Here is a 23,675-nt window from a genome sequence, read left to right on the forward strand (position 1 = left end):
AAAACGATTTTCATATTAATGTTAGCGCGCACCATCAAAGAACATTTACGAGCAATGACAGTGCACTATCTATTGTAAAAATTAATACATTGAACTCGACATCAGAATATTAAATTATGATGATAGACCGCTACCCTGTTTCTTCCCTGACGTTTCGCCGTATATAACGCACTGTCTGCCATGTGCGCCAGTTCATTGGCTAAAAGTGTATTTTCACGGGTACTGGCAATGCCAAGACTTAATGTAATCTTTTTTGGAAAATCATTTCCGGTCGATTCAGGCGTGGCTATTTCAACATGACGACGCAGGCGCTCGGCAATGATCGTGGCTTTGTGCATATCGGTATTTTGTAAAATAATGGCAAACTCTTCACCGCCAATCCGCGCGACAATATCGTGCTGACGCACCGTGTTCATCATCATCTGCGCCAGATGAATAATGACCCGGTCGCCCTGCAAATGGCCGTAGGTATCATTAATGTTCTTAAAATGGTCGAGATCGCAAAAAATCAGGCTTACCGGCTGGCCGGGTGAAGCCCAGGCAACGATTCGGCTGAGTTGCTCATAGAAATAACCCCGGTGATATAAGCCGGTCATGGGGTCCCGAACCGAATTCTCATAAGATTGAGCATAGGCTCGGCAGGAATTCTGATAGCGGCTGAAAATATCCGACATCAGCGCAATCATAATCAGCATGATGCCGATACTTTCCGTCGCCCGGGAAACGTACCAGCCACCGGGATATACGGGCCACAGCAGATAGGTCGCGGCCAGGCTCAGTAGATTCGATACCGCGGTAATAAACATGCTGAACCAAAAGAAGGAACGGAGTTCAATACGCATCAGCAGCCCTATGGCGGCCCCTAGCCAAAGCGGTGCCAGCACATAAAAAGGTAAGGACGGGGCGCTGCGCTTCATCATGGCAAAACGCTCGCTAAACGCCTGCGGTACGATCAGGTACAGCGCCATAATGAGAATACTCAGCCCTAACCCACCGGCCATAATACCCGCCAGCAAGCGGGCGTTTGATACAGCCTCTTTTTTATAATACAGATACAGGATGGCACCAAAAAATATGCCGATCACGATATTTCTGAGCAAATACAGATCGGAAACATTGGCAAAAAATGCCTCCGGAAGGAATTGAAAGACGAACCACAGTTTAATTGCCAGAATAAAAAACAGTCCGGACAGACCAAACATCAGTACAAAGGGCAGCAGATAGCTTTTCTCTGCATGGCATAAATAACTCATCGTCGCTACGCTGGCAATCTGTAGCTGAATAACACAGAGAAATGCCGCAATAATCGGGTAGAGACTGAGCCCACTCACCCTATTTTGATAAATAAACGGCGACATCAAAAAGGCAACGGCAATGAAGAAAAACAGTACGATAGCAAATATGCCTAATAACGATAATTTTTTCATTGATAACCACGACAATTAAGGGATAGATACCTCCTTGCCATGCTGACAATCGATAATAAAAGACATTTATTATCATCCTCCTATCCCAATCAAGTCGTAAAACAACGCGTTGAATTTTTTTGCCGCCATTATGGCGAGGTCATTTTCAGAGTTCAATGACTGGAAATCATATAGTGCTATATATATTTTCACTTTATACGCATAGCCATGCACTTGCTCTCGCCACGCGCTGACACCGCCTTCGGGCCGCAGAATCACAAGAATCGTTGATGCTGGTCATAGTTGGGAGTGTGATCAAGATCTAATTTATCCGCCTTCCTGATAAGAGGTTCACTCCATGTTTATACCGTCTTTGGGGGCAACGGCGTTTGTTGCGTCGATTGCCACGCTCGGCATTCTGTCTCCTGGCCCTGATTTCTTTATGGTTATCAAAAATGCGGCGCGCTACCGCCGTCTTCCGGCAATGATGACCGCGCTGGGCATCACCGGGGGCGTGTTAACACACATGTCCTACTGCGTCGCCGGGCTGGCGGTGGTGATCACCACCACGCCGTGGCTATTCGATATTCTGAAATATGCCGGTGCGGCGTATCTCATCTGGGTGGGCCTGCTGGCGCTGCTGGCGCGCGGGCACAAGAGCATGGACGTGACCCATATCACCCCGCAGGAAACCACGCTGAAAAGAGCGTTTATTCAGGGCTATCTGTGCAACCTGCTCAACCCTAAAGCAACGCTGTTTTTCCTGTCGATTTTTACCCAGGTGCTGAACGTTAACTCCGGCGTAGCCGAAAAGCTGTGGTATGCAGGAGTCATTCTGGCGGTGTCTATCGTGTGGTGGCCGCTGCTGGTGGTTCTTATTCAGAGCGCCCCGGTACGTCGTGGGCTGGCAAAAGCGCAGAAGATTGTCGATAAAATGCTGGGCGGGCTGCTGATTGCGCTGGGGATTAAGGTCGCGCTGAGCTGAGAATAAAGGGCACCATGACCTTCAGCCATGGTGCCCTGGGCCGCTAAAACCGGTATTTAAGCCCCAGTTGGCCGTAGGTATCGTTATAGCCTTTATCCCCTAGCGACACGCCAACGCCTCCCCACACATTCAACGCGGCGGTGAGCTGCCCCTCAATACCGGTTTTCACTTCACCAATATTGCGCGCGCCTTGCTGGCTCAGGCTGTCGCCATCCATCTGCACCGCATAGCGTTGCGTATTATGGATCCAGTTGGCTTCAACGTAGGGCTGGAAGCTGCGCCCCGTGGTATCGTCAGCGGTACTATGGCCTTTGAGGAATGCCCGAAGACCAAGACGCGTCTGGAGGTTATTGTCACCCTCCCCCTGTACCCGCGTTCCGGTGTTATCTCGATGGTCGTCCGCGTTTACCCCCATCCAGACCAGTTGCGCCTGCGGCTGAAGATAAGCGGCCGTGCGTTGAGAAGGGTAAACGTTAAAGGTATAGCCGCTTTCAACGGAGGCGGTCAGCCCCTGACTGTCATAGCGGTCTTGCGGCTGACCGGGTTCACTGACACGGTTACGGAACCCGTTGTACTGAGCCCAGCTGTCCAGATACAGTCCCGTACGCTGCGCGGCGTTCTGATACCAGGTCGCATACAGCCCCGTGCTGTAACCGTGGATCCGGGAGTCCGCTCGATTGCCGCTCAGGCTGGCGCGGGTATTGCCCTGCTGATTGGCATATCCCGCCATCAGCCCTAAATTCCATCGATCGCTGCCGGTAAAGCTTCCGTGCGCCAGCTCTCCTCCGAGCTGGGCGACATAGCGATTAGCGCTGGTCCGCAAGCTATCGCTATGAAAAGCCGTGTGCCCTCCGGCCTGGCGCAGCCAAAGCGAGGTCACGCCGGGCTGCCCGGTCACCGGATCGCGATATTCCGTGCTGCCTTCACGATCGGCAAGCCGCAGCGCAAAAAGCGTGTTCGCGGCGGCCAGGTTGGCGATATACCCGCCGGCAACCGCACGGATATTTTTCGCGCCCCCCGGGTTTGCGCTGCTTCCTGACCCGACGTAATCGCTGGTGAGATAAAAATTCTGCCCACGCTGCACAACGCTGTAGTTATACAGGCCCGCGCTGATATTCTGGCTGTTATAAAACGCCCCTAGCTGGCTAGTGCCCCCCACCTGAACAACTTCAATGCCATTAATCGTCGCGTCACCCTTCCCGCCCAGGTTGGTCACCTGAACGTCCGTGGCACCGCTGGCATTGCCGCTAATCAGCAGTCTGGCGGTTGATGAAGCGTCATTTCCCAGCGAGCTCCCCAGGATCAGGCGCCCGCCTGAACTGGTGTAATCACCGTTGACCGTCAGCGTGCTGCCCGTCGCTGCCCCGCTGCGATTAATGGTGATTAATCCGCCATTGCTCAGGCTACCGGTGGTGAAATTGACCGCCCTCGCGCTGGTATCGGCCCGTTGCCCGACGATCAGCTGACTGCCGCTCGCCAGGGTCGTCTCTCCGACTTGTCCTGTGCCTGATAGCTTCGCGTCAGAGGCAACGCTAAGCGCAGCGGCAGAAAGATCGCCGTTCACTTCGACGCCACCGGCATTCACATCTATAGGGCCAGCATAAGTGGCGCTGTTGCCGCTAAGCACCAGCGTACCGCTGCCCGTTTTAGTCAGCGAGCCGGTGCCGCTAATCTGCCCGGCAAATTGCGTATCGCTGGCCTGATCCACCGTCAGCGCATTGGCGCTGCCCAGCTGTAATATGCCCCCGCTCCCCGCAAGGCTGCTCATGGTGAGCGGATAGCCGTTTAAATCCAGCGTACCGCCGTTGATGGTGTACGCCGTAGCCTCTGGTAATGCGCCGCTATTTTGCGCCTGCAGCACGCCATCGGCGATAATCGTGCCTCCCTGCCAGCTGTTCGTCCCCGCCAGCAGCATCTCACCACTGCCGGTTTTGGTAATGCTACCTGCGCCGCTGATGCCGCCGGTTGATTCAAATAGCGCCCCATTTGCGACCTCGATAGTCGACGCCGCCGTCGTTTGCAGGGCGAAGGTAAACACCGTATGGTCAGGGAAACCCGGGGCCGGCACGCTGAGATCCACCGGGTTTATCAGCAGCGTACCGCCATTCAGATTAAACTGCGTGGAGGCTTCAGATAGAACCATTCGGGCATTCGTGGCAAATACCCCGCCCTGGTTAATATTCACTATCGCCGTGCCGGTCCCATCACCGCTATTCAGCTCAGAGCCCAGCACGAGCCCCAGCGTCATCAGATTCAGCGTACCGTCAATATTCAATGTTCCCGTTGCGCCATCAATACCGATGGCCAGTAAGCCTGACGACGTCAGCAGATTAACCGTCCCGCCCTGCGCGATATTCATCACGCCGCTACCTCCGGCGCCGAAGGCCGTGCCCTGCCCAATCGTGATAAAGGGAGCATTCACCACGGAGCCACTGCCCACGTTGAGTACGCCAGAAGAAGCGCGAGTAAGCGGGAAGCCCCCCGCATTTCCCAGAGATAACGCATCCCCCAAAGTGAGCGTTGATTGATTAAGATTGAGCAGACCACTGCCCCCCAGCCCGCCGATATCAACATCACGGGTCAGGGTAAATGTGGTGTTATTGGCATTCATTACCGCCGCCAGCCCGTTTCCATAGGCGATGGTCATATTCGTATCAGAGATCTGCTGGTTGGTCAGAGTGGTATCGGTAAGATAATCGATGGCCCAGACGCGCTCACCCCATGTCAAAGCCACCGCACAGCACAACGCTAGATTGGTTAATCTCATGAGTTATTTCCTGCCCGAAACGGTACGCCTGTTTTTCAACGTTACGCATTCAAGTGTAGGAAAAAGTCGTTATAGCTGGCGGGATTTCATTAGCCACAATAGAAATGCGGATTAGGGCTGGAGGTAGCGTCGATCGCCACAGACAACCCGGTTATTTACTGGCATTCTTCTGAAAACTTAATAAAGTTTGCGTTGTAGACAATGTATTTATCACCTCGCTGACGCAACATCGTATTCGACACTTCATCTCCGGGCCGGAGATACCAGACTTTGCCCTGCTCTTCTGTTGAATCACAGTCAGGTTTAGCGATCGCTTTAAAAAAGGTATTCCCGGTATTTTTTAAAACACCCGTCATATGATCAAAGCTGTAATTAAAATGTATCTGTCGGGGACGGACGACCAGAATGCTATCCAGCACAACAATCGGCTCTAATAGTACCTTACTGGAACCTAACCCGCTTTTTCTGTAATCGTTAACCGGTATTTCAGAAATAGATACTCGATAATACCTCTCCTTACCATCCGCAGGACCATGATAGAAGAACTTAAAATACTCGCCAGCATGCGGCTGTAATGTTAAAAGATGTGGCGCGAACAATAGCTCTCCGTCACCCAACGCGTAACCATTTTCATCATCATTCGGGTTATGAATACCGGTGATAGCTACGCGATATATTCTAGCCGCATTATTGTTATTAAGAATACGCTTGCTCGTATAGGCTTTATCAGAATCAATAGAGAAGGTCAAATCACCAATGTAAATTGCATGCGCCAGCCCTGATGAAAAAATATAAATAAAAAAACCAAGCACGGCACCTATCTTAATTGACATTATGCCACGTAGCTTTAACATGAATTTCTCCTGAAGCACTGACATCACCGTACCAGTCGCGATTATCAATGGATTTAAGTGATATTGGGTTATTCATTTCAATAGCAAACTTGACGGTTGATTTATTTAATATCCCCGAGCCATCAGATGCATCAGACCAGGGAGTACCTACCCATAGCGCATCCGTCATATCATGCCAGGTATCATCACAACCCGTAGCAATATTTTTTTCCGCGTTGTTGCTGGTGGTAAAACTCAGATGCGCAGGGAAAGGAACCCTGGTCTGACCGTCGGCAGATGAAAAAATACAATAGGGACGCCCGTTCACATATTGCGAAGGCCCCGTGACTTTAATCTGAACATTATCAGCAGCCGTTTTACCACTGGTGTTCACAATATAGCCAAACTCAAGGTCGGGTGCCGATGCGCCAACCTTACCTTCTCGTGAAGGCGCTATGCTATAATCATCAGACCTGATGCTTACGCTGAAATTTCGAGGTTTAATAATAATCCTATTCGAGGTTGAAAATTCATACCAGCCCGACTCAGGAGATAGGTCATTATGAAAACGGAAATTAAACAAGCCGTTGGATTCAGTATCACTGAGGCCAAGTTTAACCAGGTTTTTAAAAAGATTACTGGAAAAAAACACATATATATTACTTGAGGATTTAAGATCGTTAAAAGTGTAATAGGATGAAATACCATTGACCTTCTTCCAGCTATTGCCATCCAGACTAAATTGCATATCTTCACTTTTAATAGCAGACTGTAACGATGCATTGGCAATAGCGGGAAAAACATGGATACTCACATTGCTTAGGCCATTAGTCTGCAGGTTATAATTAACCATTTTACACGCCAGGCCATTCACTTTGCCAATCACCTGGGAATGACAATCGGTTGACCCTTCACCCAAGGTCGGTATTCCGTCACTGTTAATAAACACCTCTGCTAACGCATTAGTATTAACAAAGCGTAAGTGAGCCGCTTTAACATGCGTCACTTTCCGTTCATACCAGTATCCCGTGCTCTGATCCTTACAGCGTTCGCCGGCGCTGGCATTATAGTTAATACGGGTCTGGCAGGAGTTAATCAGCATTGAAAAGCGCGATCCTACGGCCTGTTGTTCTAAAAACAGGAAGAAAGAATCGGACAGCATACCATGGCTCCACTTCGCATCCCCCGAGGTGACGCTCACACCATAAAAGCCCTTGTCATCGGTCGCTTCTGGGGAAATCAATGAAGTATCAAGATTACAGCCTTTATACCCGTGATCATTGAAGACGCTTGATTTTTCAGCAACAGGAGATCATGCTGTCCCCATGAAAATCTTTATCACTGACCAACAAAAAGCTGAACTTGAGCGTCTTCATGACTCCAGTCGTGATAAGCGCGTTTGCGATCGCATTAAAGCCATTCTTCTGGCCTCCGAGGGCTGGAGTTCGGCCATGATCGCTCAGGCTTTACGCCTGCATCAGACTACTGTTGACCACCATATCAGCGAGTTTCTGAACAAAGGCAAGCTGAAGCCCGAAAATGGCGGCTCAGACAGCAAACTCAGCGCTGAACAAACGGCTTTTTTAATCAGCCACTTATCCGACAATTTATTTTACCATACCCGTGATATTGTCGCGTTTGTCGCGCGGACATGGAACATCGTTTTCAGCATTCCGGGAATGAATAAGTGGCTGCACCGGAACGGCTTCACCTATAAAAAACCGTCAGGCGTCCCGCATAAATTCAGTGAAGAGAAACAAAAGCAATTCATTGAATATTATGAGGAACTCAAAGCCACCGCAGGTGATGAACCGGTTCTTTTTATTGATGCTGTCCATCCGACTCAGGCCACCAAAATAGGTTATGGCTGGATACGTAAAGGCCAGAGAAAAGCGGTAAAAACAACAGGTAGTCGTACACGGCTGAATATCATGGGGGCGCTGAATCTGAAGGCCCCGGAACATCCGCTAATCTGCGAATATAAAACGGTTAATGAATACAACGTATCTCGTTTTTTCAATGAGATACGTAAAATTTATCCAGATTATCAGCAGAAAGTTCATGTTATTCTGGATGGTGCTGGTTATCACCGTTCACAGTTAGTGAAAGACTGGGCGGAGGTGGTAAATATAAAACTTCATTACCTCCCGCCGTACAGCCCGAACCTGAATCCGATAGAACGAATGTGGAAGTTAATGAACGAACATGCCCGGAATAACCGCTACTTCAGCAACAGCAGGGAGTTCAGGGATGCAATATCTGAATTTTTCAGCCATACGTTACCGGGGATAGCGGGTTTTCTGACGTCCCGAATTAACGATCATTTTCAGGTGCTCAAACCTGCATCTTGAGGTTTATTGGGTATATACCAGTTGATGCAGCGTAGCCCGGTCATTGGATGAGAAACGGGAAAGCCTTCAAGCCACATATCAAATTTATTGCCAGCACTCAGCACACGATTACTGCCATCATCAATGTACCCCAGCCCTACCTGGTATTTGACACCCGAACCACCATATTTCAGCCCGGTCCAGCTGTTAGCCCCCGTCATGCGCGGGTCGAGAATGCTCCCTGGAGTGACAAAAAAGTTATTGTCCGACTGGTTTTCAACGAAAACATACTCCCTGGATGGCGCATCACCTAACGGAGTTTTTTTTACCGCCATCGCATTAAAGGCCACCAGGGCACCCAATAATAATATGAATAACCGTACTAGAATATTACCCTTCATACCCATTCTCTTCATTCATTATTCCGGCATAAGATTTCAGGCCGTGGCATACCACATCACCTACCCATATTGCACCACGCGCATTGCTAATATCCAGTTCAACTTCACATTGCTGATTATGACTATAATTGAAATCAATAAGGGGATATTTTTTATCAACATCCATAATAAACCCACCTTTATCATCGGTCCTGGTGCGCCCTATATGATTATTAATATGCGCATTGGCAATGATGCTGCCATCTTCAGCATGAATACGCCCGAAAACGGTAACCATGCGTTTGACCTCAGGATTAATAACCGCAATATTACCCGGATAAAGTGTAAGATTAGTCTTTCTGGAATTAACAATGGCGTAGCTATCTATCGAGTCCGTGCTGTTTTGCAGGTCAATTTGATAACGACTGTAAGGCGACAACGGAATGAAATTGTGCTTACCATCAAGCTGTACCGTCCTGCCGTTAACTTTCGCACTAAGCTTGCCGCCATCATCAACGTTGGTATTGAGGATCACGCCAGCGCTACCGTCATTTCGTCCACTTGCCGCGATATTCGTTCCCTGCCAACCCACGCTACCGTTCGCCGTTAAATTGGTATTCACATAACCATCTGCGCTGCTATTTATGTTGATAGCACCAGAAGAATAACGCGTATCGAACTGCGCATAACCACCGCCGGAAAGAGATTGATCATCACCAGTATTACCTGACACCGCACGTGACAGATTCGCCCCTACGCTGCGTATAGATCCTTCAGCAAACTGCTTTCTCGCCGATAAATTCGCCAGAGTATAGCCATTCTGATGCGACATACCCATACTCAGCCAATTACCAAATGGCAGGCTAAAATCAAGGGAGATATATTTACCGGTGTTGTCGCTACGTTCGCCATTGTTGTAACGCTGTATCCCTGCACGCATACCCAGCGTACCGTAAGCACCACTAAACAATGTCTGGTAGTACTCTCCGGTATAATAGCGGGAGCTATTCATTTTATCGTTGTTATAACTAATACTAAGGGTACCGAGTTTTGACCATAGCGCCCCTAAATTAAGCGTGCCGCCGATGGCCTGATTATAAGCAGAGGTTCGGCGGATCTTTTCACCAATTTGCGTCTTTTCCTGATTAACCCATACCGAGCTAAAACCGCCGGGGATCGTCGCACTGATAGAATCAATATTGCTCCATGAACCATCATTTGCAGCCATATCCTGCATATTAATCGAAACGTACTGCGACACAGGAAATGTGAAACGCGCTTCCGCAACCGTACTTTGGTCGTAGCCGTAAGCCGTCGCCGCCCAGCTTAGCAGATTCCATGAATTCGAAATCGATGCCCCCATTAGCCAGGTCTCTTTCTCCGGTAAATACCTTTCTCGGCTGCTGAACCACCGATCCATGCGCATTTTTCCACCCCAGAACTGCCAGGCCATTGGGGCACCGCTACCGTGCCCTGGTGAGAATAGCTTATTAACGCGCTGAACTCGCTTGCCAACCACGCGGCCATTGACGATCGTTTCAATATCCACGTCATAGGTGCCATAAGGTAATCCTTTCGTGTCTATTTCATGATTACCCATGGTGAAGTTTTGTACGCTCAAAAGCCGTCCGTCACGTTTGACATGGACTTCACCTGCCGCGGGTAAAAAAGCGATAACCGGAGTAAGAGACTGGCTGTTATCGAATACCGTCGAGCTCGCTTCATTTCCCCATGAAAAGCCATAAATCTTGCCCGACGATATTGCCGTCATCGGACCTAATGACTGTAAATTCCATGTATCAAGCATCCCTCCGGCAAAACGATGCCCATCGAAATCTTTTTCGTACATTGCTTTATACAGAGTGCTACTTTCTTGCGATGAACCCAGTCCATAAAAAGAGCCATCTACGATGACATGGTGTTCGCGCAGCGCGCTAACGTTATTAAAAGAAAGGTAGCTGGAGGTCGTATTGCCGCCATACTTCATCTGGTTATTGTAGATACCTAAATTATAGGTTAACGAATTACTTAAATGGTCAACGCTGGATGCGCCAATATCCTCACTGCGCGAACGCAACGTCGTACCGAGCGCCTCCTTCGGGACGATTAACTGCAAACGCAGTTCTTGAAGCGCAAAGTGGATACGCGAACCGGAGGAAATGGGAATATTTAATTGATTATCAAAATCCTGGTTCGCCAATGCTGCCAGCTGACTGGCTATGTCATGCTGTAAAACCGCATTATCATCGTTGTGCTCAAGTTGGATCGATTGAATTTTTAATTGACCATTTTTCATCCAAATAAGCGCATGGCCAATTAACTGATCGGAAACCAGATCCTGAGCATCAATATAATGCAGAAACAAAGGAACAGACATGCCTTCCTGAAGCGCCAGTCCAAACTCTTTAGGTATAATGATATTATTAATATCCTGAACGCCGGTCGAACTAAATAGATGCGCGGAATAGTAGATCACTGAAAGGGAACTCAGCCCGGATTGTGCGATCTGATCAATCGCCAAACCAACCAAAACCACCAACCGGACTGAGCGATGCCGATCATAGCACCAATACCCCGTGGCGAACGACGCCTGATGCAGAAAGCTATTCATAAAACGCGCGATAAAAATCATGCCCGCAGACTCACGGCCATGCTGATGCTTCATCGGGGTGAACGGGTCAGCGATGTTGCCAGAACTCTCTGTTGTGCTCGTTCATCCGTTGGTCGCTGGATTAACTGGTTTACGCACTCAGGTATTGAAGGCCTGAAATCCTTACCCGCAGGGCGCTCCCGACGCTGGCCTTTTGAACATATCTGCACCCTGTTACGTGAGCTGATAAAGCATTCTCCCGGCGATTTTGGTTATCAACGTTCACGCTGGAGCACCGAATTACTGGCATTAAAAATCAATGAGATAACCGGTTGCCAGTTACATGCAGGAACCGTTCGCCGCTGGTTGCCATCTGCGGGGCTTGTATGGCGCAGGGCCGCGCCAACTCTGCGTATCCGTGACCCACATAAAGATGAAAAGATGGCGGTAATCCACAAAGCGCTGGATGAATGCAGCGCAGAGCATCCGGTATTTTATGAAGATGAAGTGGATATCCACCTTAATCCTAAAATCGGTGCGGACTGGCAGTTGCGCGGACAGCAGAAACGGGTAGTGACGCCGGGGCAGAACGAAAAATACTATCTGGCCGGCGCACTGCACAGTGGCACGGGTAAAGTCAGCTACGTGGGCGGCAACAGCAAAAGTTCAGCGCTGTTTATCGCTCTGCTGAAGCACCTGAAAGCCACTTACCGGCGGGCGAAAACAATCACGCTGATCGTTGATAACTACATTATCCATAAAAGCCGCGAAACACAGCGCTGGTTGAAAGCAAATCCCAAGTTCAGGGTAATTTACCAGCCGGTTTACTCGCCGTGGGTGAATCATGTGGAACGGCTATGGCAGGCACTTCATGACACGATAACCCGTAATCATCAGTGCCGCTCAATGTGGCAGTTACTGAAAAAGGTCCGCCATTTTATGGAAACCGCCAGCCCATTCCCCGGAGGAAAACATGGTCAGGCAAAAGTGTAGCGGTATTAGGCGCAGCTATTTAGCATAGATATAAAAAGGTATCATTATAACAATAGATAAAGAAAGTTTTTTAAAACCGTTTCTGTGGATAAACTTCATTCCAACCCCGAAGATTGAGAATTATTTAACAGGAACAAATTGCTGTGCTTGCCAAAGTGCGACATGTCCTTTGGGGTCATTAACATTTACGTGAGTAAAAACACGCTCTCTACCAGGCATCAAATAATAATCCTCTTTGCAATCATGCTTAGCAGAGTTATCGGCACAAACGCCGTAGGCAATCACTTTTAAAGTTGCATTTCCGGTATTAGAAATAACACCAGACTGATATTTATATCGATAGTCTGCATGTCGGGGGGCAACAATAAGGAGAGTACTTATTTTTGCAGAGACGGTCGCAACTGCACTTTTCCTGGCATTATCGCGATGTTTTTCGCTCAAAAGTTGATCCTGCCAGAAAATTCGATAATATCGTTCCTGGTTATCTTCAGGGCCTTTATAAAAAAAATGAATGACTTCTGTTGATGCGGATGGTATCAATATGCTGGCAGGCGATAGTAGCATCTCATCCGGGCTATCCATTTGAATAATCTTACCATCTTCCAACGGCGATGAGATTTTTTGAATAGAAACATTCACAAACCTACCATTATCGGTATTGTTTTTTATTTCTTTACTCAGGATGCTGGCATCGCTATAGATGAATGATGATATATCACCAACATCTAACGCATATGAAGAAAAAGTCATTAATAAGATTATTAATGATAATAAAATGTTCACAACTGAATGTCCTCATATAAAAGTAAGGAGAGATTCTCCTTACTTTCAGGCAGCTAATTAACTAGTCCAGGTTGCATCGAACTCAACGCTGACATCGCCGCTCCAGATTCCATCCGGCAGGTCGCTATAATCGCTAAGAGCCTTGGTACCATCAGTCGTGCCACCCACAACGGCAAACGCAAATGCATCCTGCGCCGCCACCCGGCCACTGCGATTATAGCCAGAAGCGATCGCATTAAGATTGCCACCATTGCTACCATTATAGGTATCAATCAATGTCGTATCTGACGTTTTCTCAATCTTCTCTCCGTTGTAACTCACCCCAATTTCCAGCGTTGAACCCGAGTTATCTATCGCCGTTAGGGTGTTCGTCAGCAAACGAGAGGTTAGTTTAAACCCCGTCGCAGTGGCATCCCCCTCAACCGCAACATCAAATAGGCCTTTTTGAGTACTGAATCCCTTAACACCTTCCGCATACTGAAAGGAGAGTGACCCAAGCGGCGTAACGACTAATTTGCTGGACGTATCTTTCTTTGCAGTTGCAGACCATGTTGCTACTGCCTGAGCGGTAGTATCAGCAGCAAATGCAGCATCTGCTGATGTAATACCGGCGATCATAAATGCCAAAGCGACAACTTTCTTATTCATACTTTCCCCATCTATTATGGCTTAATGCCATTTGTACAATTCACACCTACCTAATAAATTCAAACAATTCTAAATGAGCATCACATTTAATTTTTCAGAGATATTTTTACGATGCGAGTAAACGGTTTTAACGCTACAGTCTTTTGCTCTTGCAATTATTTTTGGAGATAAACCCTGTGAGATCTGTTTAAGTATTTCCATTTCTTTTTTAGTAACATTGCAATACTTAATATCTTTTTTCATAAAACGACCATTTATCACATAAGTTAACTCATCAACAATATGATCATCACGGTCATTGTAAACAATGCCAAAAACATTAAAATTGATAAACCAGTAATTGGCTAAAGCGGCTAAGTGGCGATCGCAGATAAACACTATCTTTTTATCTTTTAATTCATCCAACCAGTACTCTTCATTTTCGATAAGATAACGAAAGGTATAATGAGTCAGATCAATAAAAGTATACTCACGCCATACTACCTGTAGGGGTTTGTATAGTCTTGTTTCTATCTGCTTAATAACTTCTGTCACACCATATAAAAAGCAAGTATTATCCAGAGGATATACGTTTGCCATATCTCTGTTGTCTAACATCACGGTCAAATGCCCTTATGTCTTTAAACATTAGCTATATTAATAGTATCTTTTATATTTTATTCTCACTTAAAATAATCCTGACAAATCTGAATTTAGGTTTATTCACCATGGCTGTCAACGCGGAATATCACATATTATGCATAATATCTTAATACTACTTGATTGCTGGAAAATTCAGATATAACAAAATCCTTGCAAATCAAATAATTAAATTATCAAATAATGTATATCCTAACATATATAAGATCTTTACCATGGCTCTATAAGAATATTCGCACTAACCACCTTAAATGCAATCCCCCATTTACATAGCAGCAATAAAAACAACATTGAGGCCATAGTCATTACATTGTAATTATCATCCTTCCCACCTCTAAATCAGTACATTTTTCATGCACCAGCATGTTCAAATCGCACCCAAAACCCACCAGATGTAAATATTTTTAATGTTTTTTAGCTTAATATTCTTTTCAACTAATGAGTTATAGAAAAACAGATAATATTCAACAGCAAGAAAAATACTCAGGAGATCATTACTGACAGCAGAGATATATGAAGGGAGAGTATTCTATAGAGACATAATGGCACGATAGATATTCTCTCTATGTTTAAATACTATTGTATCCAGAAAATGACACCTCACGTTTATGCTATATAGCAGCCTCTCAATAGTCTGAAAATCAGTGTTATTCCTTCTTTTATCAACCAGCCGCAGACGAGATGCTGCAAAATAAATCAATAGCAATGTAACTCACGCCAGAAAATACTACTGCACGACGCCGGTAACCTTTGCTGTTGAGTTGCAATAAAATGTCCTGCGAAGTTTCGCAAAGCCAGACAGGGTCAGGATGCCAACCTATAGCACCTGCAACTCGCGTACCGATGCTGTCAGCGAGATTTCTGGCATCAGCCAACGTGATGAACTGTGGGCAGAGTGAGGTACTTATGTATCTCAATGGTGATGATGTATACAGATAACAGGAAACGAAGACGATATACAGGCGTTGAGCTTATTACGCCAGACTGGAGGGAAACATTTGAAATGGTGCCGATAATAGGAGTCGAACCTACGACCTTCGCATTACGAATTAGTAGAATTACATTTAACTAACTGTTTTACATGTACATTATCGCATTCACATTGCTCAACTTAATGGCACATGATGTAAGAAATAGAATGACGTTTCACCATGTGTGACACAAAAATGGCACACCCTATAAAGCATCCACAGCACGTATTTCGGCAGCACGCACTGTGGAAATACTGCATTACCCTAACACTGGGAATTTTTTGTACAGCGTCGATACACCAACATCGAACGTCTTAGCGATCTGCTGTCGTGATTCACCAGCGGAGATCCGAGATCCTATCTCCCGCCACTGCTCATCAGTAAATTTCGGGCGGCGCCCGCCTACCCTTCCCTTCGCCCGCGCAACGGCTAACCCGGCCAGCGTACGCTCGCTGTTCAGGTCGGATTCGTACTGCGCTGCTGACAGGATATTGCGGAAATTGTAGCGACCACTGGCGGTGCGCAGGTCCACACCATCCGTAATGCTACGGAAATTCACGCCGTTTTCCTGTAGCTGCTGGAACATCAACAACGCATGCAGGACATTGCGACCAATCCTGTCCAGCTTCCAGACCACCAGTTCATCCCCCGGCTGCATAGTGGCGATCAGCCGTTTTAGAACCGGCCGATTCGATTTCCTCCCGCTGGCATGCTCTTCAAAAATTTTCTCACAACCCGCTGACTTGAGCGCCGTTAGTTGCAATTCAGTGTCCTGGTGGTTTGTTGATACTCGGGCATAACCGTAAATCATGAGTGCTTCTCCTGTTGTAAAAACAGGAGAAGAGGCGAAATATCACCTGATTCAGAAAAATATTTGAAAGGTTCAATTTCGAGAAACAGTAACCGGCATCATCGGCGCATCGAGAAATGCGAGAATGATGCGCGTTATATTGAATTTTATAACGCGCAAACTGAGATTATGCAGCAAATATTGCCAGCGCCAGCGATATAAGAAACATACTAACTGGCCTGTTAAGCCGGAATAGCTGGCCAGTTGATATCAGGTGCGGTGCTGGCATCTATTGCTGCCACCGCGTCTATATAGTCCATCCATCCGTTAAGGCTGGATGACTCAGCATTCGTAAGCTTGCGACCCATCAAAAGCTTGGTTTAGGAGAAGGCTCTGCTTTGCCGGTTGGCGTGCCCATTCCGTGGCCGTCAGCAACGTTACCAACGGGGTGGCTCAAGTGCAACGGAGCAGCGTTCACAGCAGCGCAGTACCCTAAACTGGCGCAGGCATATCCGGCGCTGAAACTTCCAGACCTGCGCGGCGAGTTTATCCGTGGCTGGGATGACGGGCGGGGAGTAGACGGCGGGCGAATGCTGCTAGAAGGACAAGCTGATAGTTTTCGTTCGCATAACCACGGAGTTACTGCCTGGGATGCGTGGGATTCAAGCGTATTAACACCGAACGACCGAGAAGGAGATTTATTGCTATCGACTGACAATGCAGTTTGGGCTGGCGGCTCTGTAAATGGAAAGTTCAACGGCAAATACGGTACAGCGGGTAATGGTGGGAATGAAACTCGTCCGCGCAATATTGCATTTAACTACATCGTGAGAGCAGCATGATGATGAAAGCAGAACTGAACAGCGAACTTATCGCTACAGTGGCAGGTAATATTACCGTCTATAACTACGACGGCGAGACACGAGAATATCTTGATTCAACAGTTGAATATCTGGCTGTGGGGGTTGGCATTCCGGCTAATTCCTGCATTGATGCTCCAGGTAACAGTAAAGATGGCTTTACTGTTTGTCGAACAGAAGATTTTACCTCCTGGGAGTATGTTACCGACCATCGTGGTGAAACAGTATATAACACTGAAACCGGTGAAGCAGTAATCATCTCTTTGCCTGGAAGTTACCCAGAGAATACCACTACACAGGCACCTGCCACGCCATACGATACATGGGAAGGTAATAGCTGGGTGACGGATATTGCAAAACAACACATAGCAGACGTAGCGATAGCAGAACAGAGGAAAACAACATTACTGGCTGAGGCGACAACGATTATCGCCCCACTAGTGGATGCTCAGGCAGGGGGCTATATCGATGATGCCGAAGTGCCACGCCTGGCCGAATGGCAGCGATACCGCTACAAACTGACTAAAGTCGATACCAGCACCGCACCGGATATCAGTTGGCCCCCGCACCCGGGAGAGGAGGCCATTCAGGTTTCTCTGGATTAACCCTCATCAACTGCACCCGGTATTTCTTCCATTCAGTTAAAGCGGCGGTTTCTTCCTCCGTCGCTATTCCTGCATCGACTGCATCTTGTCTCCATGCGATTTCTACATTAGCTGTTGAGAGAAGTACTGCACGCTGACTTCTGGCAATCTCAATTTGTTCTGAATGCGTTAGCGATAGCTCTTCGACAAGCACAGGAGTACCAGCAGAATCAGCTTGAATAAATTTACCATTACGCTGCCCTTCCAGTAAACGCAGGTACAGTTCCTCGCTAATGCTGATAGCATCAGTAGGGATGACATTATTTTCATCGTCATAGAGACCAATCGGTTTTGCTGTGAAATATTTCATATTAATATCCTATTGCCAGCCATGCCCACGTGGACGGGTTAGCGGGAGTTGGATTGACGGACATGGTCTGCCCATACCATTCACACTGCGATTTTGTAGGTATGTTAAATCTGACGCGAGAGTTATCAACAGCAGCAGAAGCATAATCAACGGCAATGATTATCATGCACTTATTGTTAAATGCCTCTGGAAAGACGATCAAGCCGTTGCTTGTGGTGCTGCTCAATATTTGTGTCTGAACAACATACTCACCCGGTTTGCCATTAATAAATGCAGGAATTCGTAGTATGGATTCAGTACCTGTCACCGCTGCTCTTAAACCAAGGTATGTGAGAATGTCAGCAATAGTACCTTTCCCGATAATATCTCGACCGACAGAAGTTAAATCAGTCTGCGATGCGGTATCAGTTCCAGTGAAATACGGGAGTTTATTTGCACCGGTTGTGAGCCCTGCCAATGCCGTCAGCGTGGCGTCAAGCGCCTGGAAATCCTTACCGAACGCGGCGGACATTTTGGCGATAAACCCGTTCAGGTCACCATCATCAAGTACATCCAGACCGCTTTTGTTGGCGGTGTACTGCGCCAGCGCTGCAGCTATAAAGCTGGCCTGTCGAATGGCTTTGTTTACCTGAGCACTGGAAGCTTTGCCAGCCGTGAAGCCAGAAAGCAGAGCCGGAAGCGATTCCCAGTCAGCCTGGGCCGTCACGTTAGCATTTGCCGCTGTCGCGAACGGTTTAAAGTTGTTTGTTGCCATTAGAGTATTGTCCCCCATGCTCCAACATCGAACCCACCGATGTATTCGTTATCCATATCAAACCCAAAGAATTTAGAGCCCTCGGATGGTGCTTCTACCGAAGGCGTTTCAACATCACCGCCCCATACGCCGGCGGCTTTAACGGTGAGATAGCCCTGTTTGATAGCGGCAATCAGTTCAAGAGACACATCAGAAATATCAGTCTCGGGGAATGCCCAGACCGATATCGTCATGTCCTGGTTGTCGACAATTTGCATCCTGAGGCCTGAGCCAGCAGTCGCAGCGTCAAGGATGGGAGGCAGAGAATCGTTCCGGCCGTCCCAGTTGTTGATAGCGATTTTCGCTTTCAGAATGATGCGGTACGTCTCATCACTCAGCGTCTTATAGCCAGAATCAGGATCATATGGCCCCTGCCAGATGCCCTGGTCATATCCAAGCCCGTCAGTGTCCCAGCTGAAATAAACTCCGCTAATTGGCTGGCTGACTATGCGACTGCGTCCGATCCACAGACCGAGGATGTCGAGCTGTACACCGACAGCAGTATCAATATCGAAGGCTGTTATAAGCCCTGACATAGTGCTGGACACATCAATCAGCGGGCGGGTGCTCAGATCTATATGGTCAAAAAAGAGTGGCTTGGTAGCGTGGTAGTTAGTGATCAGTTCGGTGTATTTGCTCATGAGGTCACCGTGATACTGATATTCGCGGTGCTACAGGACGCAGAAGCATCATAGGCAATATCAATGTTTGATGCCGATACGCTGCCAGACGACTTACCGATCAGCAGGTCGGTAATATCGTAATAGCGGGCATTCCCGCCGCTCACAACGCCGAGGTTTGCCGGGGAATAAATACGGCTCAGCAGAACGTCGTCGCCAATTGTTAGGCCATTTATATAATCGGCAACAGCCTGTTTAATCTGCTCGCCGATTTGAGAGGTATAGCCGGTAAAAACTTTCAGGGTAATGGCTACGAAAATTGGCACATCGGTAGAGCGCGAAAAACTGATGACGTGTGGATTACCGTAAGTATCCGGCACCGTGACAGAAGTTTTACCGTAAGTTGCGGTTCCCTGCCCTTTATTCCCCCGGATTGTTTGGGCTATCTCGGTAACATCCCCTCCATCGACGATGGCGGAAATAGAGTGTGGCGGCAGCCCGTTGCTGTCGGTTGCCCCAGTGTCGTTCTCATATAGTTTGTGACGTGTCACGCCAGCAACATTAGCGATAGCACCGTCGACACCTTCAAACGGTGTGATCGATGGTAGCGCGACGCTTTGCCCCTGCCGAATGCGCAGCTCTGCGTCGGTTTCGGCTGGTGAACCGACAGTAGCCGCAACTGGATTGGTTACCGACACCCAACCTCGGGTCGGGGTGTTGATAGTGGTAATAGTCCCGGCCAGCGCCGCAACCGAACCGCTATTCGCACATGTGGCCGTCACCAGCACAGTACCATCAACGCCGATCGCCACACTCGCTGGAAAATTCCAGATAATGCCGTTTTTATCCCGTGCGGAGCCATTCGTGATAGTCGTGCCTGCCGTACCGGTTAACAGAAGGTCAGCAGTAGAGTTTGTCGCTACTTTTCGCGTGATCCCGTTAATTTTCACATTGCTGCTAAGCGCTGCGGCCTGCGCTGTCATCGGTGAAAACGAGTTGTAAATCTCGATAGCGGTGTTGTTAGCGTCATGCACGGCAAGAGCCACCAGCGCGACCATCTGCCCGTCTTTGCTGTCTGGTTCGAGGTAGGCATCACTACCGTAAATCTGCCTGAAATAGCTGGTCAGTGTATCTAGGATTGTCTGGTAATCAGGCGCACTAATCCCCTGGGCGGTTACCGTTGCCGATAGCCCCAGCGTGTCGAGGTTCAAAGCCATTTATGCCTCGCTTGTTACAGTCGTCTGGCCGTAGATTGTGTCAATGGAGGAAGTGAAGGTGACGCGACGGCTGGTGCCGTCATAATTGGTATCGAAGGAAAGAATCGACAGAACGCCCGGTGTGTCCTGTATGCGTTCACGTATAGCCAGGATGTAGACGTCAGATCGCTGTTTACCAAGCACCGACTGAACATACGGCGTGCCTTCCGTCAGATCGAGAAACCACTGACCGCGCCACAGCTCGAAGCGGGTTTTTACTGCCTGGGCGACACACTCCGGGCTGTCGATAAGGAAGGTATCGTCACCCTGCCCGAAAGTGTAATCGCCGTCAGCATCTTCGCGACGGTATCGCATTATTGCGGCCCTCCAGTAGTTCCCCCGCCTGTCTGAACTCCGCCATGTTTATGCGTGGCGACACTTATACCTGAAGCTGTCACATCATTCGTTACCGTAACCGGCCCAAGCATCGTCGCAGTACCACCACTTTCTCCCATTCCCTGAGACAGGTTACCGTTAATCGTTACGTTGCCGTTCAGCGTGATAGTCGGGGATGTGATTGTCGTTCCACCTTCAGCCGTAGCCGTAAGCTGGCCCGGCGTTTTAATGGTGATGTTATGTCCTGCGGCGACCTCTACGAACGCCGCGCCATCATCGGTTCGTAACTGCGCGGCGCTGGTGCTGATACCGCTGATTTTCTGTGCTTGCGACTGTGGGCCAACGATGGCGAACGCATCAGATAAGTCATGCTGGCGCGGGTCTACGGTCTCCTGAACGCCGCCGCTCTGCCACCAGAAATCTACGCATCGGTCAGCAAAGATCAGCAGACACTCGTCGCCTTCTTTTACCGGAAAGGTCAGCGTGCAACCGCCGCCGCGCGGAAAGATAACCGGCACATCCACCAGCGGTTTTAATTCGGTAGAGCCATCGCCAACAATACCGCGAAGCGCCACCTCTACTGTGCAGGTAACAGTATTAGGATCGAACGACTGAATGATGCCAGGCATCGCTACGCGCATCTGGGTAGACACCGAATCGGCAATGGCCTGCGCGGTCTGCTGCTCTCCGCCGATCTGTGATTGAGTTGGAATTGGCATAAAAACTCCATAAAAAAACCCGCTCGGCGGCGGGTTACTGATCAAATGTCAGGGTTTGAGGGCTGATTTGTCCGTGCTATTTATCTTCTTTGCAGCCCTGAATGTAGGTCTTGCTTAAAACCACGGTAACGTCGTGGTTCGTAGCGAGATACAGGCTGCCAAGAAAAAGCCGCAAGGCAATTTTTAGCTTCTCACGATAGGGGCCGGATACCTTTATGCCAAAATCAGAAACAACCATAAAATTTACTCCAGCAATAGGCAAAGAATTGCTCTCCATAATCCAGGATAACATACCTGAAAGCGACTATAAAATACGCAGACGAATCAGAACTGCTGACTCAATTAATGCGGTTGGCACGCTCGTCGACATAACTATCATCGTAGCCACGTCGTCACCAGCTTGTATAGCCATTGCATCTATCGCAAGAAAATGGATACAGACCAGATCATCCAAAAAAATAACAATGACCACAGAGAAAGGTAAAATCGAAGTAGAAAACCTGACGTCAAAAGAACTGATTGAAGTAATGGAGCAGTGCAAGAACATCAGCTTCAAAGAGGAATAACTTGGCGCGCCGGTCAACCCGGCGCTTTTTCTTTATACCTACTTCACCTTCACGCAGTCGTATGTTGCATACTGACGCGGCGAATCCATGCTGGCTTGCAACCACTGTGCGTTGAGAATGGCTTTGCCGTTGCGCTTGATGTACTCAAGCCCAACCCAGCGGCCGGGTTGGTCGGTTGCAACCATCCATTCTGCTTTCATGTTTTGGTAGTCATCTTTAGACTTGAGAAAAGACATTTTTTGCGTTTCAGGTTTTACCCCGTTAATAAGCATTAGTCCTTCTTTGCCCGCAGTGAGGCGATACGGCCCGCACTGAGTATCAGCTAAGGCCTCTGACGTGCCGACAACTGATAAAAGAACACCACAAATTAGAAGTTTGGCCTTACCCATCTTATACCTGCCGTTTTTTAAGCGTGTCCTGACTAACCATTTCACGAGCACCACGCGCAAAACACATCAAATCCATGTACCACGCCTGACCTCTGGTGTCGCCAGTATAGTCGATAGCTTTGACGATATAAACGCCATCCGTCGCAATGCTGGCAGCCTGTGACGTTGTGCCGGTCAGCACGCGGTTGCCGTTCTCTTCCGTTTCAGTGATACGCCCGGGCGACTGTGCGATTTCGCTATTGCCGAGCGCGGCGCGGTACACCGAAGCCTGATCGAGCTGAATAAGCCCATTAATGCGGATGTTGGGGTTTATCAGACACCGCACATTTACGCCGCCGCCCATCGTCTGTTGCGGCATACCGATCAGGCCAGTATCAGCATTCAACACAATGGCTTCGTGAATGTATTTATCCTCCGGCACCATCTGAACCTGACCATCCACCAGCTGCCATGTCGCTTTGCACTGCGCAGCAATATTATCCATCACGTTACGGGTGGATGAGTAAATCGCGCGGCCACGAGGAAACACGGTATCAGGAAAGTCGCCGGTAATGCCCTGCGTCACGCCGAACGCGTTGAAATCCTGCATCGTTGCCCGGTGCAGATCCGCAACGGTATAACCAGCTGCAAGCGTGGTGATGGTGGTCGCATAGAGGAACGCTTCGTGATCACCAATGGCCTGAATCAACACCCAGGAATCGGTAATGTTGTCCTTCCCGGTGACGGTGAAGCGAATATCACCGTCAAAGATCAGGCCGTAGTTCTGACCATTCACCTGCCCTATCTGGTCTGGTGAAATCTCACGGGCGACACCAACTTGGCTCGCATCAACATCCGGCGCTATACCGTCATACCCGGCAATGATGCGAATTTTGGCAAACTCCTGCCCCAGTATATTGTTCGTGGTATCGGTCGAAAGGTTGTAAATTTTTACGTTCGCCACGCGCGGCCAGCGTGTGTCTGCCCACTCGATCTGGAACGTGACCTTAAAGTCAGACAGGGAAACGCCCTGCCCGTTCTGGTCCAACAGTTGCAGCTCAAAATGGCGCATCCAGTTAAGAGACATT

22 protein-coding genes and 3 pseudogenes are annotated in these 23,675 nt (G+C 48.4%); 6 read left to right on the forward strand and 19 right to left on the reverse strand.

Annotation, left to right across the window (positions count from 1 at the left end; all coding sequences use genetic code 11):
• Window positions 1–101 precede the first annotated feature (101 nt).
• Window positions 102–1,427 (reverse strand): sensor domain-containing diguanylate cyclase, encoded by a 1,326-nt coding sequence (locus tag H7R56_RS18665; RefSeq protein WP_182928335.1) that lies wholly within the window; start codon window positions 1,425–1,427, stop codon window positions 102–104.
• A gap of 337 nt (window positions 1,428–1,764) precedes the next feature.
• On the opposite strand from H7R56_RS18665, the gene H7R56_RS18670 reads away from it, so the two are divergent.
• Window positions 1,765–2,391 carry a LysE family translocator gene (locus H7R56_RS18670; protein WP_106931083.1) on the forward strand — a complete coding sequence of 209 codons (627 nt, stop codon included), beginning with the start codon at window positions 1,765–1,767 and terminating at the stop codon, window positions 2,389–2,391.
• A gap of 43 nt (window positions 2,392–2,434) precedes the next feature.
• On the opposite strand, the gene H7R56_RS18675 is transcribed toward H7R56_RS18670, so the two are convergent.
• The 3 genes and pseudogenes from H7R56_RS18675 to H7R56_RS18685 all read right to left on the reverse strand — a co-directional run.
• A complete protein-coding gene (locus tag H7R56_RS18675; protein ID WP_106931081.1) occupies window positions 2,435–5,158 on the reverse strand; it encodes an autotransporter outer membrane beta-barrel domain-containing protein in 2,724 nt (907 codons plus the stop codon).
• 155 nt (window positions 5,159–5,313) lie between these two features.
• Window positions 5,314–5,991: a hypothetical protein gene (locus tag H7R56_RS18680; RefSeq protein ID WP_106931089.1), complete on the reverse strand. Its 678-nt coding sequence runs from the start codon at window positions 5,989–5,991 to the stop codon at window positions 5,314–5,316.
• Window positions 5,981–7,261 (reverse strand): annotated as a pseudogene (locus H7R56_RS18685) (hypothetical protein); the annotation flags it as partial. The pseudogene H7R56_RS18685 and the gene H7R56_RS18680, both read right to left, overlap by 11 nt.
• Before the next feature lie 55 nt (window positions 7,262–7,316).
• On the opposite strand from H7R56_RS18685, the gene H7R56_RS18690 reads away from it, so the two are divergent.
• On the forward strand, window positions 7,317–8,342 hold the full coding sequence (locus H7R56_RS18690; protein ID WP_040118421.1) for an IS630 family transposase: 1,026 nt from the start codon (window positions 7,317–7,319) through the stop codon (window positions 8,340–8,342).
• 14 nt (window positions 8,343–8,356) lie between these two features.
• Here the strand turns inward: H7R56_RS18690 and H7R56_RS18695 are convergent.
• A pseudogene (locus tag H7R56_RS18695) lies at window positions 8,357–8,722 on the reverse strand (hypothetical protein); the annotation flags it as partial.
• Window positions 8,712–11,333, reverse strand: coding sequence for a fimbrial biogenesis outer membrane usher protein (locus tag H7R56_RS18700; protein ID WP_227674721.1), 2,622 nt, complete (start codon window positions 11,331–11,333; stop codon window positions 8,712–8,714). The gene H7R56_RS18700 and the pseudogene H7R56_RS18695, both read right to left, overlap by 11 nt.
• On the opposite strand from H7R56_RS18700, the gene H7R56_RS18705 reads away from it, so the two are divergent.
• Window positions 11,253–12,284, forward strand: a complete 1,032-nt coding sequence (locus tag H7R56_RS18705) for an IS630-like element ISEc33 family transposase (RefSeq protein WP_032425611.1) — start codon at window positions 11,253–11,255, stop codon at window positions 12,282–12,284. The genes H7R56_RS18700 and H7R56_RS18705 overlap by 81 nt on opposite strands.
• Window positions 12,285–12,404: 120 nt before the next feature.
• On the opposite strand, the gene H7R56_RS18710 is transcribed toward H7R56_RS18705, so the two are convergent.
• The 5 genes and pseudogenes from H7R56_RS18710 to H7R56_RS18730 all read right to left on the reverse strand — a co-directional run.
• Window positions 12,405–13,034 carry an EcpB family pilus assembly chaperone gene (locus tag H7R56_RS18710; protein WP_106930884.1) on the reverse strand — a complete coding sequence of 210 codons (630 nt, stop codon included), beginning with the start codon at window positions 13,032–13,034 and terminating at the stop codon, window positions 12,405–12,407.
• Window positions 13,035–13,124: 90 nt separating this feature from the next.
• Window positions 13,125–13,715, reverse strand: a complete 591-nt coding sequence (ecpA, locus tag H7R56_RS18715; protein WP_182928337.1) for a common pilus major fimbrillin subunit EcpA — start codon at window positions 13,713–13,715, stop codon at window positions 13,125–13,127.
• Between the two features lie 69 nt (window positions 13,716–13,784).
• Window positions 13,785–14,312 carry a helix-turn-helix domain-containing protein gene (locus H7R56_RS18720; RefSeq protein ID WP_106930878.1) on the reverse strand — a complete coding sequence of 176 codons (528 nt, stop codon included), beginning with the start codon at window positions 14,310–14,312 and terminating at the stop codon, window positions 13,785–13,787.
• 1,272 nt (window positions 14,313–15,584) lie between these two features.
• Entirely contained in the window at window positions 15,585–16,136 is a 552-nt protein-coding gene (locus tag H7R56_RS18725; RefSeq protein ID WP_128350872.1) for a recombinase family protein, read from the reverse strand.
• A 221-nt stretch (window positions 16,137–16,357) separates the two neighbouring features.
• Window positions 16,358–16,492, reverse strand: a pseudogene (locus tag H7R56_RS18730) (tail fiber assembly protein); the annotation flags it as partial.
• A gap of 33 nt (window positions 16,493–16,525) precedes the next feature.
• On the opposite strand from H7R56_RS18730, the gene H7R56_RS18735 reads away from it, so the two are divergent.
• The gene (locus H7R56_RS18735) at window positions 16,526–16,957 is read left to right on the forward strand and encodes a phage tail protein (protein ID WP_182928700.1); all 432 of its coding nucleotides are present in this window, start codon (window positions 16,526–16,528) and stop codon (window positions 16,955–16,957) included.
• Entirely contained in the window at window positions 16,957–17,580 is a 624-nt protein-coding gene (locus H7R56_RS18740; protein ID WP_075210026.1) for a tail fiber assembly protein, read from the forward strand. Before H7R56_RS18735 ends, H7R56_RS18740 begins: the two co-directional genes overlap by 1 nt.
• On the opposite strand, the gene H7R56_RS18745 is transcribed toward H7R56_RS18740, so the two are convergent.
• Genes H7R56_RS18745 through H7R56_RS18770 form a run of 6 tightly spaced genes read right to left on the reverse strand, consistent with a single transcriptional unit; the run spans window position 17,528 to window position 21,653 of the window.
• Window positions 17,528–17,929, reverse strand: a complete 402-nt coding sequence (locus tag H7R56_RS18745) for a tail fiber assembly protein (protein WP_048994542.1) — start codon at window positions 17,927–17,929, stop codon at window positions 17,528–17,530. The genes H7R56_RS18740 and H7R56_RS18745 overlap by 53 nt on opposite strands.
• A 1-nt stretch (window position 17,930) precedes the next feature.
• The gene (locus tag H7R56_RS18750) at window positions 17,931–18,683 is read right to left on the reverse strand and encodes a gp53-like domain-containing protein (RefSeq protein WP_182928339.1); all 753 of its coding nucleotides are present in this window, start codon (window positions 18,681–18,683) and stop codon (window positions 17,931–17,933) included.
• Window positions 18,683–19,363: a baseplate wedge 1 family protein gene (locus H7R56_RS18755; RefSeq protein ID WP_182928340.1), complete on the reverse strand. Its 681-nt coding sequence runs from the start codon at window positions 19,361–19,363 to the stop codon at window positions 18,683–18,685. The genes H7R56_RS18750 and H7R56_RS18755 overlap by 1 nt, the downstream gene beginning before the upstream one ends.
• A complete protein-coding gene (locus H7R56_RS18760) occupies window positions 19,360–20,559 on the reverse strand; it encodes a baseplate J/gp47 family protein (protein ID WP_153983799.1) in 1,200 nt (399 codons plus the stop codon). The genes H7R56_RS18755 and H7R56_RS18760 overlap by 4 nt, the downstream gene beginning before the upstream one ends.
• Window positions 20,560–20,913 (reverse strand): hypothetical protein, encoded by a 354-nt coding sequence (locus H7R56_RS18765; protein WP_016239889.1) that lies wholly within the window; start codon window positions 20,911–20,913, stop codon window positions 20,560–20,562.
• Entirely contained in the window at window positions 20,913–21,653 is a 741-nt protein-coding gene (locus H7R56_RS18770; protein ID WP_182928341.1) for a phage baseplate assembly protein V, read from the reverse strand. The genes H7R56_RS18765 and H7R56_RS18770 overlap by 1 nt, the downstream gene beginning before the upstream one ends.
• Before the next feature lie 215 nt (window positions 21,654–21,868).
• On the opposite strand from H7R56_RS18770, the gene H7R56_RS18780 reads away from it, so the two are divergent.
• A complete protein-coding gene (locus tag H7R56_RS18780; protein WP_032291538.1) occupies window positions 21,869–22,219 on the forward strand; it encodes a hypothetical protein in 351 nt (116 codons plus the stop codon).
• Window positions 22,220–22,257: 38 nt separating this feature from the next.
• Here H7R56_RS18780 and H7R56_RS18785 read toward each other — a convergent pair whose 3' ends face one another.
• Window positions 22,258–22,608 (reverse strand): hypothetical protein, encoded by a 351-nt coding sequence (locus H7R56_RS18785; RefSeq protein ID WP_048239715.1) that lies wholly within the window; start codon window positions 22,606–22,608, stop codon window positions 22,258–22,260.
• A 1-nt stretch (window position 22,609) separates the two neighbouring features.
• A complete protein-coding gene (locus H7R56_RS18790; RefSeq protein WP_182928342.1) occupies window positions 22,610–23,674 on the reverse strand; it encodes a hypothetical protein in 1,065 nt (354 codons plus the stop codon).
• Window position 23,675: the final 1 nt, after the last annotated feature.

Source organism: Klebsiella sp. WP3-W18-ESBL-02 (assembly GCF_014168815.1).
Classification (GTDB): domain Bacteria; phylum Pseudomonadota; class Gammaproteobacteria; order Enterobacterales; family Enterobacteriaceae; genus Kluyvera; species Kluyvera ascorbata_B.

What these genes read in the sequence shown, in the direction of transcription:
- H7R56_RS18665 (WP_182928335.1), bottom strand. Translation starts at nt 1,427, where the DNA reads ATGAAAAAATTATCGTTATTAGGCATATTTGCTATCGTACTGTTTTTC.
- H7R56_RS18670 (WP_106931083.1), top strand. Translation starts at nt 1,765, where the DNA reads ATGTTTATACCGTCTTTGGGGGCAACGGCGTTTGTTGCGTCGATTGCC.
- H7R56_RS18675 (WP_106931081.1), bottom strand. Translation starts at nt 5,158, where the DNA reads ATGAGATTAACCAATCTAGCGTTGTGCTGTGCGGTGGCTTTGACATGG.
- H7R56_RS18680 (WP_106931089.1), bottom strand. Translation starts at nt 5,991, where the DNA reads ATGTCAATTAAGATAGGTGCCGTGCTTGGTTTTTTTATTTATATTTTT.
- H7R56_RS18690 (WP_040118421.1), top strand. Translation starts at nt 7,317, where the DNA reads ATGAAAATCTTTATCACTGACCAACAAAAAGCTGAACTTGAGCGTCTT.
- H7R56_RS18705 (WP_032425611.1), top strand. Translation starts at nt 11,253, where the DNA reads ATGCCGATCATAGCACCAATACCCCGTGGCGAACGACGCCTGATGCAG.
- H7R56_RS18700 (WP_227674721.1), bottom strand. Translation starts at nt 11,333, where the DNA reads ATGATTTTTATCGCGCGTTTTATGAATAGCTTTCTGCATCAGGCGTCG.
- H7R56_RS18710 (WP_106930884.1), bottom strand. Translation starts at nt 13,034, where the DNA reads ATGACTTTTTCTTCATATGCGTTAGATGTTGGTGATATATCATCATTC.
- ecpA (WP_182928337.1), bottom strand. Translation starts at nt 13,715, where the DNA reads ATGAATAAGAAAGTTGTCGCTTTGGCATTTATGATCGCCGGTATTACA.
- H7R56_RS18720 (WP_106930878.1), bottom strand. Translation starts at nt 14,312, where the DNA reads ATGTTAGACAACAGAGATATGGCAAACGTATATCCTCTGGATAATACT.
- H7R56_RS18725 (WP_128350872.1), bottom strand. Translation starts at nt 16,136, where the DNA reads ATGATTTACGGTTATGCCCGAGTATCAACAAACCACCAGGACACTGAA.
- H7R56_RS18740 (WP_075210026.1), top strand. Translation starts at nt 16,957, where the DNA reads ATGATGAAAGCAGAACTGAACAGCGAACTTATCGCTACAGTGGCAGGT.
- H7R56_RS18745 (WP_048994542.1), bottom strand. Translation starts at nt 17,929, where the DNA reads ATGAAATATTTCACAGCAAAACCGATTGGTCTCTATGACGATGAAAAT.
- H7R56_RS18750 (WP_182928339.1), bottom strand. Translation starts at nt 18,683, where the DNA reads ATGGCAACAAACAACTTTAAACCGTTCGCGACAGCGGCAAATGCTAAC.
- H7R56_RS18755 (WP_182928340.1), bottom strand. Translation starts at nt 19,363, where the DNA reads ATGAGCAAATACACCGAACTGATCACTAACTACCACGCTACCAAGCCA.
- H7R56_RS18760 (WP_153983799.1), bottom strand. Translation starts at nt 20,559, where the DNA reads ATGGCTTTGAACCTCGACACGCTGGGGCTATCGGCAACGGTAACCGCC.
- H7R56_RS18765 (WP_016239889.1), bottom strand. Translation starts at nt 20,913, where the DNA reads ATGCGATACCGTCGCGAAGATGCTGACGGCGATTACACTTTCGGGCAG.
- H7R56_RS18770 (WP_182928341.1), bottom strand. Translation starts at nt 21,653, where the DNA reads ATGCCAATTCCAACTCAATCACAGATCGGCGGAGAGCAGCAGACCGCG.
- H7R56_RS18780 (WP_032291538.1), top strand. Translation starts at nt 21,869, where the DNA reads ATGCCAAAATCAGAAACAACCATAAAATTTACTCCAGCAATAGGCAAA.
- H7R56_RS18785 (WP_048239715.1), bottom strand. Translation starts at nt 22,608, where the DNA reads ATGGGTAAGGCCAAACTTCTAATTTGTGGTGTTCTTTTATCAGTTGTC.
- H7R56_RS18790 (WP_182928342.1), bottom strand. Translation starts at nt 23,674, where the DNA reads ATGTCTCTTAACTGGATGCGCCATTTTGAGCTGCAACTGTTGGACCAG.